This is a genomic window from Streptomyces sp. 11-1-2, from assembly GCF_003595545.1.
GTDB lineage: Bacteria > Actinomycetota > Actinomycetes > Streptomycetales > Streptomycetaceae > Streptomyces > Streptomyces hygroscopicus_B.
On record NZ_CP022545.1, the window covers coordinates 3624594 to 3640313 of the forward strand.

The window sequence follows — 15720 nt, forward strand, 5'->3', positions numbered from 1 at the left end:
GTGAGAAGCGTGAGAAGGGAGACACCCCCGGCTATCGCGTCAGACAGACGATTACACTGGGCGCGTGCCTCAACTTCGCCTCGCTCTGAACCAGATCGACTCGACCGTCGGAGACCTCGACGGCAACACCGAGTCGATACTCCACTGGACCCGGCACTCCGCCGAGCAGGGCGCCCATCTGGTGGCGTTCCCCGAGATGGTGCTGACCGGCTACCCCGTCGAGGACCTGGCGCTGCGCTCGTCCTTCGTCGAGGCGTCGCGCGCGGCCCTGCACTCACTCGCCGAGCGGCTGAACGCCGAGGGGCTGGGCGAGCTGCCGGTGGTCGTCGGCTATCTCGACCGCAGCGAGCGCGCCCGGCGCTACGGCCAGCCGGCCGGCTCACCGCAGAACGCGGGCGCCGTGCTGCACCGCGGCACGGTCGCGCTGACGTTCGCCAAGCACCATCTGCCGAACTACGGCGTCTTCGACGAGTTCCGCTACTTCGTGCCCGGCGACACCCTGCCCATGGTGCGCGTCCACGGCATCGACGTCGCGCTCGCCATCTGCGAGGACCTGTGGCAGGACGGCGGCCGGGTGCCGGCGAGCTGCTCGGCGGGGGCCGGGCTGCTGCTGTCGATCAACGCTTCGCCGTACGAGCGGGAGAAGGACGACACCCGGCTGGACCTGGTGCGCAAGCGGGCCCAGGAGGCGGGCTGCACCACCGCGTATCTGGCGATGATCGGCGGCCAGGACGAGCTGGTCTTCGACGGCGACTCGATCGTCGTGGACCGGGACGGCGAAGTCATCGCGCGCGCCCCGCAGTTCGCCGAGGGCTGTGTGCTGCTCGACCTCGAGCTGCCCGCCGCCGACCCGGACTCCGTCCCCGAAGGGGTCGTGGACGACGGGCTGCGCATCGACCATGTCACCCTCTCCCCCGACCCGCTGCCTGGTTACCAGCCGGAGCTCGCGGGCGGCGAGGCCGAGCGGCTCGGCGACGACGAGGAGGTCTACACGGCGCTGGTCGTGGGGCTGCGGGCCTACGCGGCGAAGAACGGCTTCCGCAGTGTGCTGATCGGACTCTCCGGCGGGATCGACTCCGCGCTGGTGGCCGCCCTCGCCTGTGACGCGGTCGGCGCGCAGAACGTGTACGGCGTCGCGATGCCCTCGCGCTACTCCTCCGAGCACTCCGTCGCCGACGCCACCGAGCTGGCGCGGCGCACCGGGCTCAACTTCCGCACGGTCTCGATCGCCCCGATGTTCGACGCCTATATGGACTCCCTGCAGCTCACCGGGCTGGCCGAGGAGAACCTGCAGTCGCGGCTGCGCGGCACGATGCTGATGGCGATCTCCAACCAGGAGGGCCATATCGTCCTCGCCCCCGGCAACAAGTCCGAGCTGGCCTGCGGCTACTCCACGCTCTACGGGGACTCGGTCGGCGCGTACGGCCCGATCAAGGACGTCTACAAGACCTCCGTCTTCCGCCTGGCGAAATGGCGTAACCGCGCGGCGGAAGAGCGGGGCCAGACCCCGCCCATCCCCGAGAACTCGATCACCAAGCCGCCGAGCGCCGAGCTGCGCCCCGGCCAGGTCGACACCGACTCGCTCCCCGACTACGAGGTCCTGGACCGGATCCTGGAGCTGTACGTCGACCGTGACCAGGGACGTAAGGACATCGTGGCGGCGGGGTACGACGATCCGCTGGTGACCCGGATCCTGCGGCTCGTGGACACCGCCGAGTACAAGCGCCGGCAGTACCCGCCGGGCACGAAGATCTCCGCGAAGGGCTTCGGCAAGGACCGCCGGCTGCCCATCACCAACCGCTGGCGCGAGCGCACCTGAGCCGGTGGGCGGGGCCCTGTGGGCTACGCCTGGTTCTACTGGGCGTAATGGGCGTACTTACTGGGCGTCCAGGAACGCCCTGATCAGGCCCAGCCACTCAGCGGGCGCCTCCACGAACGGCAGGTGGCCCGACTCCAGCTCGACGAAGCGCGCGCCGGGGATCGCGTCCGCGACCTGGCGGTGGTGGTACGGCGTCGCCATCGTGTCCAGCGTCGTGGAGATCACCAGGGTGGGCACCCGGATCCGGCCCAGGTCCTCCCGGACGTCGACCCGGCCGACCAGTTCGACCTGGTCGATCGCGCCGGGCGGTACGGAGGCCCGGGCACCCTTGATCACCATGTCGAGCTGCTCGGGGGTCATCCGGTCCAGATACGGCGCGCCCGCGCCGATGAGCGCCGCCCAGCGGGCCGCCGCCTCCTGGTCGTCCGAGCGCAGATGGCGCAGCCATTCCTCGACCAGGAGCCGCATCCGGGCGCTGGGGCGGGCGAAGGTCGCGGTCAGGACCAGGGCGGTGACCCGCTCCGGATGGCGGGTGGCGGCGCGCAGGGCGACCGGACCGCCGAGGGAGTATCCGGCGATGGCGAAGGTGTCCAGACCCTCCTCGACGGCGGCGGCCACCAACTGGTCGGCGAGGGTGTCCAGGTCCAGCGGCCCGCTCGCGCGCGGGGTGCGGCCGGAGCCGGGGTAATCGGGGCCGACCACGCGGTGGCGCTCGGCGAGGCCGTCCAGGATCGGGCCGTAGTTTCCGTCGATGGAGCCGGTCCCGCCGTGGGCGAGCAGCAGCCCGGGTCCGGTACCCCGGACGATGCGGGCCAGGGGTGAGGTGCTGGTCATCAGTGGTGTCCTTCGTCTCGCGGCTGATGACCGGGACGCTAGAGCCTCACATCGGTGTCAAAGTCAAGCGAGACGGGATCCGGGGCGCCCCGGCAACGGAAAAGGCCCCCGCCGGATGGCGGGGGCCTCGTCTGAGCCAATCCAGCCCCTCCGGCGCTTCAGGAGCGGAGCCCAGGGGCGGAGCCCCGGCCGGGGTCCGGGGCGGAGCCCCCACCAGGGCCCGAGGCGGAGCCCCCACCAGGGTCTGCGGCGGAGCCCCCACCAGGGTCTGCGGCGGAGCCCCCACCGGGGCCCGGGGCCGGGCCCCGGTTTCGGGAAGGGGCGGGGAGGGGACAGATCCGCCGGACCCCCCGTAGCTCAGCTCACCTCGGACAGGTGCGGCATCGACTCGCTGCTCGCGACGACCCGCGAGCCGCTCGCCGGGGCCCGGTCGGTCCGCCCCGCGATCAGCGCGATCGCCAGACCGATCACCGCGAGCACGGCGCCGACCAGCGTCGGGGAGGTCCAGCCCCAGCCCGCCGCGATGGCGACGCCACCCAGCCACGCGCCACCGGCGTTGGCCAGGTTGAACGCGGAGTGGTTGGAGGCGGAGGCCAGCGTCGGGGCGTGCTGGGCCTTGTTCATCACCAGCATCTGCAGCGGGGTGGTGGTCATGAAGCCGACCGCGCCCAGCACCACGACCGACAGCAGCGCGGCCCACTTCACATGCACCGTGAAGTCGAAGGCCACGAGCGTGACCGCAAGCGCCGCCAGCGAGCCGTAGAGCGTCGGCCGCAGCGCCCGGTCGGTCAGCGGACCGGCGATCAGGGCGCCCAGTGTCATGCCGATGCCGAACAGCGCCAGCACCAGGGTGACCGTCGACTCACCGAACCCGGTGACCTCGGTCATCATCGAGGCGAGGTAGCTGTAGACGGCGAAGACCCCGGCGAAGCCGAAGACGGCGGTGAGCAGTCCCAGGATGACCTGCCGGTCGCGCAGCGCGCCGAGCTCCTGGCTCAGGCCGCCCTGCTGCTCATGGGAGACCTGCGGGACGAGCCGGGCGAGCGCGCCCATGGCGACCACGCCGATCGCGGAGACGACAAGGAAGGTCGCGCGCCAGCCGAGGTTCTGGCCGAGCAGGGTGGCCACGGGGACGCCGACGATATTGGCGATGGTCAGCCCGAGGAACATGGTGGCGACCGCGCGGGCCCGCCGGTCCTCGGACACCAGCCGCGAGGCGACCACCGCACCGACGCCGAAGAACGCGCCGTGGGGCAGCCCGGCGAGCACCCGGCCCGCGATCAGCAGCCCGAAGTTGGGGGCGAGGGCGGAGGCGAGGTTGCCCACCGTGAAGAGCGCCATGAGCAACACGAGCATCCGCTTGCGCGGGATCCGGGAACCGAGGGCGGTCAGCAGCGGAGCGCCCACCACGACCCCGATGGCATAGGCGGAGACGAGGTATCCGGCCGTGGGTACCGAGGTGCCCAGATCGCCGGCGACATTGGGCAGCAAGCCCATCATCACGAACTCGGTAGTACCAATGCCGAAGGCGCTCACAGCAAGGGCGAGCAGGGCCAGGGGCATGAGAGACCTTTCAAACGAAGGAGAAACGTGCAGAGGATGCGTATGTTCTCTAGCTGAACAAAGTCTCTCACGCCGGATGTTCCCGAGGAGATCCCCAAGATGAACAGGACGTAAGATCTCGCCGGATGGACCGTGAGCTGGCTCACCCGCCAGGGTCGATCCGCCAGGGTTCACCTGGCGGTGTTCACCCGCCGGGGTTCATCCGGCGGGGTTCATCCGCCGAAGTTCATCCGGCTGGGTTCGTCCGCAGGCTCAGTAGTCGACCGACGCCGCCAGCGGAAGGTGATCGCTGCCGGTCTTGGGCAGCGCCCACGCCGCGACCGGATCCATGCCCCGCACCATGATCTGGTCGATCCGCGCCATCGGGAACGAGGCGGGCCAGCTGAAGCCGAAGCCGTCGCCCGCCGCGCCCTGGGCGGACCGCATCTGCGCGGTGACGGGGGCCAGCGCCCGGTCGTTCATGGTGCCGTTCAGATCGCCGAGCAGGATCACCTTGCGGAGCCGCTCCCGGGAGATGGCCTGGCCCAGCGCCTCGGCGCTGGCGTCGCGCTGCCCGGCGGTGAAGCCCGCGTTGAACTTCACCCGCACCGAGGGCAGATGGGCCACATAGACACCGACCTCACCGCGCGGTGTGGCGACGGTGGTGCGCAGCGCCCGCGTCCAGCCCAGCTTGATGTCCACCGGCTTGGTGCCGGACAGCGGGTACTTGCTCCACAGCCCCACCGTCCCCTGCACGGTGTGGTAGCGGTAAGTGCCCGCCAGGGCCCGCTCGTACGTGGGCACGGCCGCGCCCGTCAGCTCCTCCAGCGCCACCACATCGGCGCCCGATCCGGCCACGTCCTCCGCGGTGCCCGTCGGGTCGGCGTTCTCCGCGTTGACGTTGTGGGTGACGACGGTCAGCTCGCCGCCGCTGCCGGACTTGTCGGAGAACATCAGCCCGCCGAAGAGGTTCAGCCAGACGGCGACGGGCAGCACCAGCGCGAGCACGGCGCTCGCCGACCGCCGCACCAGGCCGAGCACCAGCAGCACCGGCACGGCCAGGCCCAGCCACGGCAGGAAGGTCTCCAGCAGGGAGCCGAGGTTGCCCACCCGGTTGGGGATCTCGGCGTGGAAGATCATGACCAGCGCGAGCAGGATCGCGATCGCCGCCAGCACCAGTCCGCGCCGCCAGATGCCGCGATCGTCCCGGAGCCGGTGGAGCAGGCGGCCGATCCGGGAGCCCGATCGCCCGGGCGCGTCCCCGAGCTGTCGTGTCTCCTGTGTGTACGCCTGCGTCATTCGCCGTCCCTCACTGCCTCAACTGCCGCGCCTTGGCTACGACCCTAGGTGATGACCAGGGCTTTTCCGGACGCCCCCGGGGCGTCTCCCGTCCGAGGACGTCGGGTCGGCGGCCGGGAGTTCCACCTCCCGGCGCGGGAGGGGGTGTTGTGACACAACAGGCACAAACCGCTCAGCGGCGTGGGGAGACCCCGTCCAGGACCGTGTCGACGATCCGCTCGGCCAGCCCGTCGGGGAGTTCCTTCCACTCGTGGAGCATGGCGCGGGCGAGCATCGGGCCGGTGAAGAGGTCGGCGAGCAGCTCCAGGTCCACATCGGCGCGGATCTCACCGCTCTCCCGCCCCCGCCGCAGCACGGCGCGCAGGGTCGCGCGGCGGGCCGCTATGACGTTCTCGTCGTAGGCCCGCCACAGCTCCTTGTGCGCGTGCATCTGCGTGATGACGCTGCGCAGCAGGGCGGAGTTGCGCTTGGCGAGCCCGCGGCGGCGCATGAACTCCAGGACGGTGACGAGGTCGTCGCGCACCGAGACCCCGGCCGGCTCGGGGCTGGGCTCCTCCAGGGAGCGCAGCACATCGAGCATCAGCGCGTCCTTACCGGGCCAGCGGCGGTACACGGTGGCCTTACCGACGCCCGCCTCGCGGGCGATCCCCTCGATCGACAGCCCGCCGACCGAGGCGCCCTCCTCCAGCAGCCGCAGCGCGGCCTCGATGATCGCGGCGTCGGTGGCGAGGCTGCGGGGTCGGCCGCGGAGTTTGGGCGCGGAGCTCTCCGGTGCGGTCATCGGTCGGCCGACGCCTCCTTCCGCGGGTGCGGCCGCCCGCCGTCGGGGGCCTCGCCGGAGGCGCCCTTGCCAGGCAGGAAGGCCAGCACGACCAGCGCCCCGACGAGGGCGACGCCCGCCGAGCCGAGGGCGGTGACATGCATGGCGTGGACGAAGGCGTCCTGCGCGGGGCCCACCAGCTCCTGGCCCCTGGGCCCCAGCTTCTCGGCGACCCCCAGGGTGGCCTCGACGGACTCGCCCGCCGAGTGCCGTACGGAGTCGGGAAGTCCGGGCACGGCGGCCAGGGTGCCCCGGATGCCCTCGCGGTAGGTGGAGGAGAGCACCGAGCCGAGCACGGCGACCCCGAGCGCGCCGCCGACCTGCCGGAAGGTGTTGTTGAGCGCAGAGCCGGAGCCGGCCTTCTGGCGTGGCAGCGCCTGCATGATCGCGGTGGTCACCGGCGGCATGATATGCGCCATTCCGGCGCCCTGGGCGAAGAACAGCACCTCCAGCACGACGATCGGGGTGTCCACGCCCAGCAGCAGGAACCCCGACATGGTGGCGGCCACCAGCAGCATGCCGCCGGTGCACACCGCGCGGGCGCCGAACCGCTCGACGACCAGCCGGGCACGCGGGGCGAAGATCAACTGCGCCACGGCCAGCGGCAGGATCAGCAGCCCGGATTCGAGCGCGCTGTAGCCGCGCACGCTCTGGGTGTAGAAGACCATGAAGAAGGTCACGCCCATGAGGGCGAAGAAGACCAGGGCGACGGCGGCGATGGCGGCGGAGAAGGCCGGGTTGCGGAAGTAGCCGATATCGATGGCCGGGTGGTGGCTGCGCTTCTCGTGCAGCACGAACAGCACCAGGACGGCGAGCCCGGTGCCGATGGAGCCCAGCACCTGGGCGTCGGTGAAGTCGGCGAGCTGGCCGCCCTTGATGATGCCGTAGACCAGCAGCACGAGCCCGACGACGGACAGCAGCACGCCCGGCGGGTCGACCCGGCCGGGCGCCGGGTCCCTGGAGTCGGGGACGAGCACCACCATCGCGATCAGTCCGACGATCACGATCGGCACGTTGACGAAGAAGACCGAACCCCACCAGAAGTGCTCCAGCAGCAGTCCGCCGGTGATCGGCCCGATGGCGATGGCCAGCCCCACCGCGGCGACCCAGATGCCGATCGCCTTCGCCTGTTCCTCGCGTTCGAAGACATTGACCAGGATGGCGAGGGTCGCGGGCATCACGAAGGCGGCGCCAAGACCCATGAGCGCCCGGAAGCCGATGAGTTCACCGGGCGAACCGGAGAAGGCGGCGAGCACCGAGCCCGCGCCGAACACCACCATCCCGCCGAGCAGGACCTTCTTACGGCCGATCCGGTCCCCGAGGATCCCCGCGGTGAACAGCAGCCCGGCGAAGACCAGTGTGTAGGAGTTGATCGCCCACTCGAGCTGGCTCTGGGTGGCCCCGAGCCCGGTGGGCTTGGGCGAGGCGATCGTCTTCATCGCCACGTTGAGTATCGAGTTGTCGAGGACGACGACCAGGACGCTGAACATCAGGACGACGAGGATCGCCCAGCGTCTGCGGTAGATCGCCTCGGGGACGCCGGACCCGTCCGGGGCGCCCTGAGTGCTGGATGGGGAGGCCATGCCGCCCAGGCTAGGCGACTTACGATACGAGACCGTATCGTATCGGAAGATCTTTGCGAGGCTTTGGCCAACGGGCCGGAGAAGGGCCCGCGAAAAGGTGGTCGAGGCCACCGCCCGGGGGATCCGGGCCCACTTTCGCCCCGGCAGGAGCCGTGCCAGCATGGGGTTGGTCCGGGGACGCCGTCAGGGCGCCTCGAGATGATGAACAGGAGCCGTAGCGATGACGCACGTCAGTCCTGCGCAGAAGCAGTCCGAGAAGGCCCTCTACGGCGGCACCAGCTCCCGCCGCATCACCGTCCGTGACATCGCGGCCGCCAAGGAGCGCGCCGAGAAGTGGCCGATGCTCACCGCCTACGACGCGATGACCGCGTCCGTCTTCGACCAGGCGGGCATCCCGGTGCTGCTGGTCGGCGACTCGATGGGCAACTGCCACCTGGGCTATGAGTCCACCGTCCCCGTCACCATGGACGAGATCGCGCTGCTCTCCGCCGCCGTGGTGCGCGGCACCCGGCGCGCCCTCGTCGTCGGCGATCTGCCCTTCGGCTCGTACCAGGAGGGCCCGGTGCAGGCGCTGCGCAACGCCACCCGCCTGGTCAAGGAGGCGGGCGTGGGAGCCGTGAAGCTGGAGGGCGGGGAGCGCTCCGCCCAGCAGATCGAGCTGCTGGTCCAGTCCGGCATCCCGGTCATGGCGCATGTGGGCCTGACCCCGCAGTCCGTCAACGCCTACGGCGGCTATCCGGTCCAGGGGCGCGGCGAGGAGGCGGCCCAGCAGTTGCTGCGGGACGCCAAGGCGGTCCAGGACGCGGGCGCCTTCGCGGTCGTCCTGGAGCTGGTCCCGGCCGAGCTGGCCGCCGAGGTGACCCGCTCGCTGCACATCCCCACCATCGGCATCGGCGCCGGATCCGAGTGCGACGCCCAGGTCCTGGTGTGGACGGACATGGCGGGCATGACCGACGGCCGGGTGCCGCGCTTCGTCAAGCAGTACGCACAGTTGCGCCAGGGCCTGGGCGACGCGGCGCGGGCCTTCGCGGAGGACGTCGTCGGCGGGGCCTACCCGGCCGAGGAGCACTCCTTCCACTGAGCAGGTCAGAAGAAGTCCGCTACGGTTCGATGGCGCCCCGAAGGGGCGCGGGGAACTGCGCGACCAGCCACGACGGCGCAGCAGACGGCCGACGACGCATCACGGCACTTCCAGCGGAGCGCTTAGGCACCACGAGCCACTGCGGTACAACGACAGCCCGCCGATCTTCCCCCGTCGGCGGGCTGTCTGCCGCCTGTCGGCGGTCTGTCGGTGACGGCTGTCATCCTGGGCGCATGACGCGGGAACAGAGGATCAGGGACGGCAATGCCGTCGAAGTTCGGGGGCTGGTCAAGCACTTCGGTGACACCAAGGCCGTCGACGGAGTGGATCTGGACGTGCCGGAGGGCACCGTCCTGGGTGTGCTGGGCCCCAATGGCGCCGGTAAGACGACACTTGTCCGCTGTCTGTCCACTCTGCTGGTGCCGGACGCCGGCACCGCGGTGGTGGCCGGATACGACGTGGTGCGCCAGCCCCGGCAGTTGCGCCGCACCATCGGGCTGACCGGGCAGTACGCCTCGGTCGACGAGAAGCTCCCCGGCTGGGAGAACCTCTACATGATCGGGCGGCTGCTCGATCTCTCCCGCAAGGAGGCCCGTGCGCGGGCGGACGCCCTGCTCGAGCGGTTCTCGCTCACCGAGGCCGGCAAGCGGCGCGTGCGCACCTACTCCGGCGGTATGCGCCGCCGGCTCGACCTGGCCGCGTCCATGATCGGCCGGCCCTCGGTGCTCTATCTGGACGAGCCGACGACCGGCCTGGACCCGCACTCCCGTAACGAGGTGTGGGACGAGGTCAGGCGGATGGTCACCGAGGGGGCCACCGTGCTGCTCACCACCCAGTACATGGAGGAGGCCGAGCAGCTCGCCGACAACCTGACGGTGATCGACCGGGGCAGGGTCATCGCCGAGGGCCGGGTGCACGAGCTCAAGGCCAAGGTCGGCGGCCGCACCCTGAAGATCCGCCCGTCCGACCCCGCCGAGGTGCACCGCATGGCCGGCGCCATCGCCCAGGCGGGTCTCGACGGCATCGGCGGCGCGACCGCCGATGCGGAGGAGGGCCAGGTCAGTGTGCCCATCGTCAGCGACGAGCAACTGACCGCCCTGATCGGTCTGCTCAGTCAGCGCGGTTTCGCGATCGCCGGGATCGACACCCATATGCCCAGCCTGGACGAGGTCTTCCTGGCCATCACCGGCCGGAAGGCGTCCGCACCGCAGGACAACAAGACGCTGGAAGAGGTCGCCGCGTGAGTACGGCCACGATGACCGCGCCCGTGCGGGGAAAGAGCGACGGCCGGATCGGCCCCCGCGCCAATCTGCGCCACATCGGCGCACTGGTGCGGCGCAACGCCATGCAGATCAGGTACGAACCGTTCGCGATGTTCGACGCCCTGGCGATGCCGATCGTCTTCGCGCTGCTGTTCACCTATGTCTTCGGCGGCGCGATGACGGGCGGCAACCGCTCCGAGTACGTCAACTACTTCATCCCCGGCCTCATGGCGATGGGCGGGCTCAACATCGCGATGTCGATCGGCAGCGGCGTCAATGACGACTTCAACAAGGGCGTCATGGACCGCTTCCGCACGCTGCCGATCGCCCGCTCCTCGGTGCTGATCGCCAAGCTGGTCGTGGAGTGCGGCCGGATGCTGCTGTCCACCATCATCCTGCTGATCATGGGCTTCATCATGGGCTTCGAGCTCAAGACCGGGCCGCTGGAGCTGCTGGCCGCGGTGGCGCTGGCCGTGCTCTTCGGATCCTCGCTGACCTGGATCTTCATGCTGCTGGGCATGTCGCTGCCCACCCCGCAGGCGGTCAGCGGCATGGGCTTCCTGGTGATGATGCCCCTGCAGTTCGGCTCGTCCATCTTCGCCCCGACCGCCACCATGCCGGACTGGCTGCGGTCCTTCACCGAGTACAACCCGCTGTCCCGGCTCGCGGACGCCGCGCGGGCGCTCACCAGCGGCCATGGCGCGATAGCCGAACCGGTGACGGTGACCCTGGTCTGGACGGTGGCCATCACGGTGTTCATGGCACCGCTCGCGGTGCGCAAGTTCCGCAACAAGACCACCTGACGGTCCACGGTCTCGAGCCACCGGCCGGGCGCGCCCTACGGGGGGCGCCCGGCCGGTCGTCTCTCGCCCCTCCCGGTGCTTCCCCGGCCTGCTCACCGGCCCGCTCAGACCAGTGCGATGGCCTCGTCCAGGGTGAGGTCGCCGCCCTCGGCGTGGGTCCGCTCGTACACGGCGTCCCCGAGCTCGGCCCGCGCCGCGGCCTCGGTCCACTCCCGGCGCGTCCGCTCACCGGTGGAGATCCGGTACTGCTGGCGCTTGCGCAGCGTGTCGTACGCCCCCAGCAGCCGCGCCGCGGCCGCGGCCCGCTCCGGGTCGCCGAGGCCGCTCAGCGCCTCGGCGGCGGTCAGCAGATGGGTCACCGGGATGAACGGCGCGACCATCTCCGTCATCCGGCCGGTGGTCTTCGCCAGCGCGCCGCGCACGGTCGCCAGGGCGTCGCCCGGCCGTCCCTCCACCAGGTCCAGCCAGGCCAGCAGCCCCTCCACCATGCCCTCGAACATCCGCAGCGCCCGGTGCTCGAACTCCCCGTGCATGGTGACCAGAAGGGTCCGCGCCTCCGCGAGGCGGCCCGTGATGCCGTAGCGCTGCGCCAGATGGATCCGGGCGTAGGACAGCGCCTCGGCGCCCGCATGCTGCCCCTGCTCGACCACCTCGCGCAGCATCCGCTCGCCCTCGGCGGCCTTCTCCTCGTCCCCGAACTCCACGAACAGCCCGGCCAGCCGGGACCGGAGGAGCAGCACCTGGTCATGGGCCCCGAGCTCCTGGGCGCAGCGGATCGCCGCGCGGTAGTCCGCGGCCGCGGCCGCGCCCTCGCCACGCTTCTCCCGGGTCTCGCCGCGGCCGGCCAGCGCCTCCGCCTCGCCCCATACGTCACCGAGCCTGCGGAAGATCTCCAGGCTTTCGTCGGAATCGCGGGTCGCGCCCTGGTGCTCGCCGCTCGGCTCCCGGTAGAACTTGGCCCGTAGCTGGAGGGTGAACGCCAGCTCCCATGCGTAGCCCAGCTCCCGGCAGGTGCGCACCGCCTCGTCGGCCATCTCCCGCAGCAGGACGAAGTCCCCCCTGAGGAACACCGCGAAGAACCACAGGACGCCCGGGAGACGGCAGGTCTGGGGCAGCCCCGGCCGGTAGGCGGCGACGATGCCCTCCAACTCGCGCTGGATGTCGTCGCCCACCATGGCCCGGAGGTCGCCGTCGATGTTGGCCAGCGCGTACAGCCGCACTCCCCGCCGCGCCTCCGCCAGCAGCTCGGGCTCCATCGGCGGCGAGGCGGCCGTGCAGCTGACGTACAGCGGCGGCGCGGGGACCACGGGCGGTGCGAAGGGGCTCGGCCCGAGGCCGGCCGCGGCGTTCGCCCACTGGCGTGCCTCGCCGCGGTGGCCGCGCAGATGCCAGAACCAGCCGAGCGAGAGCACCAGGCACAGCGCCTCCTGCTCGTCGCGGGCGGCCACGGCCCGGCGCAGCGCGGTGCGCAGATTCTCGTGCTCCGTCTCCAGCCGGACCAGCCAGTGGCGCTGTGCGGGGCCGCGCAGCAGCGGATCGGCGGTACGGGCCAGCTCCCGGTAGGCGACCAGATGGCGCTGTTCGACCGCGGCCCGCTCGCCGGACTCGTCCAGCCGCTCCGCCGCGTACTCGGCGACGGTCTCCAGCAGCCGGTACCGCATCTCCCCGTCCGCCCCGGGCTCCGGTCCGGGCGCGGTGACGACCAGCGATTTATCGACAAGGGAGCCGAGCAGCGCGGCCACGTCCCGGGGCTCCACGGCCTCGGTGTGCCCGGCGCGCTGTTCGTGTTTCGCGCGCTCTGTGGCTTCCGCGTCTTCTTCGGGGTATCCGCGCACCGCCTCGGCCGCGTCCGCGCACACCGCCTCCGCCTCGGTCAGACCGCAGCCTCCCGCGAAAACGGACAGCCGGGCGAGCACGGTGCGTTCGGGGGCGTCGAGGAGGTCCCAGGACCAGTCGACGACGGCTCGCAGGGTCTGCTGGCGGGGCAGCGCCGTACGGCTGCCGCTGGTCAGGAGGCGGAAGCGGTCGTCGAGGCGGTCGGCGAGCTGCCGTGGGGTGAGCAGCCGCAGCCGCGCGGCGGCCAGTTCGATCGCCAGGGGCAGTCCGTCGAGGCGCCGGCAGATCTCGGCACACGCGGCCGGATCGTCCTCCGTACGGAAACCGGGCCGGGCCGCCGCGCCCCGGTCCTGGAGCAGCCGCAGCGCGACGGGGTCGGGCAGCGGCTCCACGGGACGCACCAACTCGCCCGGGACGGCGAGGGGTTCGCGGCTGGTGGCCAGGATGGTGACCCCGGGGCACTGGGCGAGCAGGGACTCGGCGAGGTGGGCCGCGGCCGCGACGAGATGTTCGCAGTTGTCGAGCACGATCAGCATCCGGCGCGGGGCGCAGTGCTCGATGAGCCGGGCGCGCGGATCGCGCACGGCCGGGTCGGTCGCGGCGCGCAGCCCTTCGGGCGACGTGCCGAGGAGGACCGTCTCGCGCCCCCCTACCGCGCTGAGCACCGTCTCAGGAACGGTCTCGGGGTCGTCGACGGGCGCCAGCTCGGCCAGCCACACCCCGTCCGGCCAGTCGGGCGCGAACGATTCGGCGGCCTCCTGCGACAGCCGCGTCTTCCCGGCACCGCCGGGCCCGAGGAGGGTGATCAGCCGGTGGCCGGACAGATCGCCGCGCAGGGTCGCCAGATCGGCCTCGCGGCCGACGAAGCTGGTCAGCCGGGCCCGCAGATTGCCACCGCCGCCACGGGCGGGGGCGGGGCGCGGCGGAACGGGGCCGGGCGGTACGGGAGAGCCCTCATCGGCCGCCGCCAGCAGCTCGGCGTACAGCCCCCGCAGCTCCGGCCCCGGATCGGCGCCCAGCCGCTCGGCGATCTCCGTACGGATCACCTCGTACGCGGCCAGCGCCTCCGCCACCCGGCCCACGTCCCGCAGGGCCCGGATGCGCAGCGCGTGCAGCGGCTCGTCCAGCGGGTGGCCGTCGCAGAGCCCGGTGAGCGCGGGGAGGGCCCGGGCGGGGCGGCCGAGGGCGAGGTCGGCGGCGAGCCGGGCGCGCCGCGCGTCCAGCCGTCGCGCCTCGGCGCGGGCGGCGGGTGCGGTGGCGTCGGGCAGATCGCTGAGCGCCGGCCCGCGCCACAGCGCGAGGGCGGCGTCGAGCAGATCGACGGCCTTGGCCGGATCGCCGTCGGCGAGGGCGTGGGCGCCCTCCTCCGCGAGCCGCTCGAAACGGTGCAGATCGACGTCGTCGGGGTCGGCGGTCAGCCGGTACCCGCCTGGCACGGACTCCACGGCGTCCTTGCCGAGCGCCCGCCGCAGCCGTCCGACCAGCGCCTGCAGCGCGCCGTGCCCGTCGGCGGGCGGATCGGTGACCCAGATCTCCCCGATGAGCGCCCCGGTGGTCCGCGCCCGCCCGGGCGCCAGCGCGAGCGCCGCCAGCAGCGCACGCAGCCGCGCCCCGCCGACGTCCACGGGGGTGCCGTCGTCGTGGCGGGCCTGGGTGGTGCCGAGGATGCCGTAGCGCACGGCCCCATTCTGAGGGATGCCCGTCACCCGGCCGACCGCGCCTGCCCCGGCCGTTCTCCCATTGACCCCGGCCCGGCCATTCTCCCGTTTCCCGTGGCCCGGCCGTTCCCCCGTTTTCCCTGGCCCGGCGGTTCTCCCGTTTACCCTGGCCCGGAACTCCGCGCCCCCCGTTCGACGTTTCCCCCTCAGCGCTCACCAGCCCGTATGGAGACCCCACTCGATGACCACCGCCATCAGCCGCCGCGAGCGGCGCATCAGCCCCGTCTTCCTCGGACTGTTCGCGATCATGGTCGTGTCCGCGTGGGCGGTGTGGACGGAGTACTCCGCGAGCCCCGGCTTCGCCGTCTTCCTGTTCGTCGTCTCCGGCTGGGTCGTCTCGCTGTGCCTGCATGAGTACGCCCATGCGCGCACCGCGCTGCACGGCGGGGATCTGTCGATCGGCGCGAAGGGCTATCTGACCCTGAACCCGTTGAAGTACACGCATGTGGCGCTGAGCATCGTGCTGCCCGTGGTCTTCGTGATCATGGGCGGGATCGGGCTGCCGGGCGGGGCGGTGTTCATCGAGCGGCACCGGATCCAGGGCCGCTGGAAGCACAGCCTGATCTCGGCCGCGGGCCCGCTGACGAACGTGCTGTTCGCGGCCGCGCTGACCGCCCCCTTCTGGCTCGATGCCACGGACCAGGTGCCGGAGCTCTTCCGCTTCGCACTCGCCTTCCTGGCGTTGCTGCAGGTCACGGCGGCGATCCTGAACTTCCTGCCGGTCCCGGGCCTGGACGGCTACGGAGTGATCGAGCCCTGGCTGTCGCACCGCATCCGGCGCCAGGTCGAGCCGTACGCGCCGTTCGGGCTGCTCGCGGTCTTCGGAATCCTGTGGATACCCGAGGTCAACGAGGCGTTCTTCGGCGCGATCGACGCGGTGATGCGGGCCCTGGGCGTATCGGAATGGGACACCTACTGGGGGCAGGAGTTCTTCCGCTTCTGGCAGGGCGAGCCCGATATCGCCGGATTCCGCTCCTAGGGGTGCCTGCGGCGGGCTGTTCCCCTCCCCGCCCCTTCCCCTGACCAGGCTTCGCCCCTGGACCCCCCGGGGGCTGGGGCGGAGCCCCAGTTTCGGGAAGGGGCGGGCAGCGGAAAGCATCGACATGCGGCTCCGCCGCGTGGT

At 71.8% G+C, this 15720-nt stretch carries 11 protein-coding genes; 5 read left to right on the forward strand and 6 right to left on the reverse strand.

Annotated features, from left to right (window positions below; translation table 11 throughout):
• Positions 1-64: 64 nt before the first annotated feature.
• Positions 65-1819, forward strand: a complete 1755-nt coding sequence (locus tag CGL27_RS15310; RefSeq protein ID WP_119987399.1) for an NAD+ synthase — start codon at positions 65-67, stop codon at positions 1817-1819.
• Positions 1820-1876: 57 nt separating this feature from the next.
• On the opposite strand, the gene CGL27_RS15315 is transcribed toward CGL27_RS15310, so the two are convergent.
• The 5 genes from CGL27_RS15315 to CGL27_RS15335 form a co-directional block, all read right to left on the reverse strand.
• On the reverse strand, positions 1877-2653 hold the full coding sequence (locus CGL27_RS15315) for an alpha/beta fold hydrolase (RefSeq protein WP_119987402.1): 777 nt from the start codon (positions 2651-2653) through the stop codon (positions 1877-1879).
• Positions 2654-3010: 357 nt separating this feature from the next.
• Positions 3011-4216, reverse strand: coding sequence for an MFS transporter (locus CGL27_RS15320; RefSeq protein WP_119987404.1), 1206 nt, complete (start codon positions 4214-4216; stop codon positions 3011-3013).
• A gap of 252 nt (positions 4217-4468) precedes the next feature.
• Positions 4469-5494, reverse strand: a complete 1026-nt coding sequence (locus CGL27_RS15325; RefSeq protein WP_119987407.1) for an endonuclease/exonuclease/phosphatase family protein — start codon at positions 5492-5494, stop codon at positions 4469-4471.
• Positions 5495-5666: 172 nt separating this feature from the next.
• Positions 5667-6275, reverse strand: a complete 609-nt coding sequence (locus CGL27_RS15330; RefSeq protein ID WP_119987410.1) for a TetR/AcrR family transcriptional regulator — start codon at positions 6273-6275, stop codon at positions 5667-5669.
• Complete coding sequence (locus CGL27_RS15335) at positions 6272-7897, reverse strand: MFS transporter (protein ID WP_119987413.1); 1626 nt, start codon at positions 7895-7897, stop codon at positions 6272-6274. The genes CGL27_RS15330 and CGL27_RS15335 overlap by 4 nt, the downstream gene beginning before the upstream one ends.
• Before the next feature lie 220 nt (positions 7898-8117).
• Here CGL27_RS15335 and panB point away from each other — a divergent pair, with 220 nt between their 5' ends.
• The 3 genes from panB (at position 8118) to CGL27_RS15350 (ending at position 11043) form a co-directional block, all read left to right on the forward strand.
• On the forward strand, positions 8118-8978 hold the full coding sequence (gene panB, locus CGL27_RS15340) for a 3-methyl-2-oxobutanoate hydroxymethyltransferase (protein ID WP_014060167.1): 861 nt from the start codon (positions 8118-8120) through the stop codon (positions 8976-8978).
• Positions 8979-9211: 233 nt separating this feature from the next.
• Complete coding sequence (locus tag CGL27_RS15345) at positions 9212-10222, forward strand: ATP-binding cassette domain-containing protein (RefSeq protein ID WP_078641058.1); 1011 nt, start codon at positions 9212-9214, stop codon at positions 10220-10222.
• Positions 10219-11043: an ABC transporter permease gene (locus tag CGL27_RS15350; RefSeq protein ID WP_237298855.1), complete on the forward strand. Its 825-nt coding sequence runs from the start codon at positions 10219-10221 to the stop codon at positions 11041-11043. The genes CGL27_RS15345 and CGL27_RS15350 overlap by 4 nt, the downstream gene beginning before the upstream one ends.
• A 104-nt stretch (positions 11044-11147) precedes the next feature.
• On the opposite strand, the gene CGL27_RS15355 is transcribed toward CGL27_RS15350, so the two are convergent.
• A complete protein-coding gene (locus CGL27_RS15355; RefSeq protein WP_119987416.1) occupies positions 11148-14558 on the reverse strand; it encodes a BTAD domain-containing putative transcriptional regulator in 3411 nt (1136 codons plus the stop codon).
• Between the two features lie 220 nt (positions 14559-14778).
• Here CGL27_RS15355 and CGL27_RS15360 point away from each other — a divergent pair, with 220 nt between their 5' ends.
• Positions 14779-15576: a site-2 protease family protein gene (locus CGL27_RS15360; RefSeq protein ID WP_119987419.1), complete on the forward strand. Its 798-nt coding sequence runs from the start codon at positions 14779-14781 to the stop codon at positions 15574-15576.
• Positions 15577-15720 lie beyond the last annotated feature (144 nt).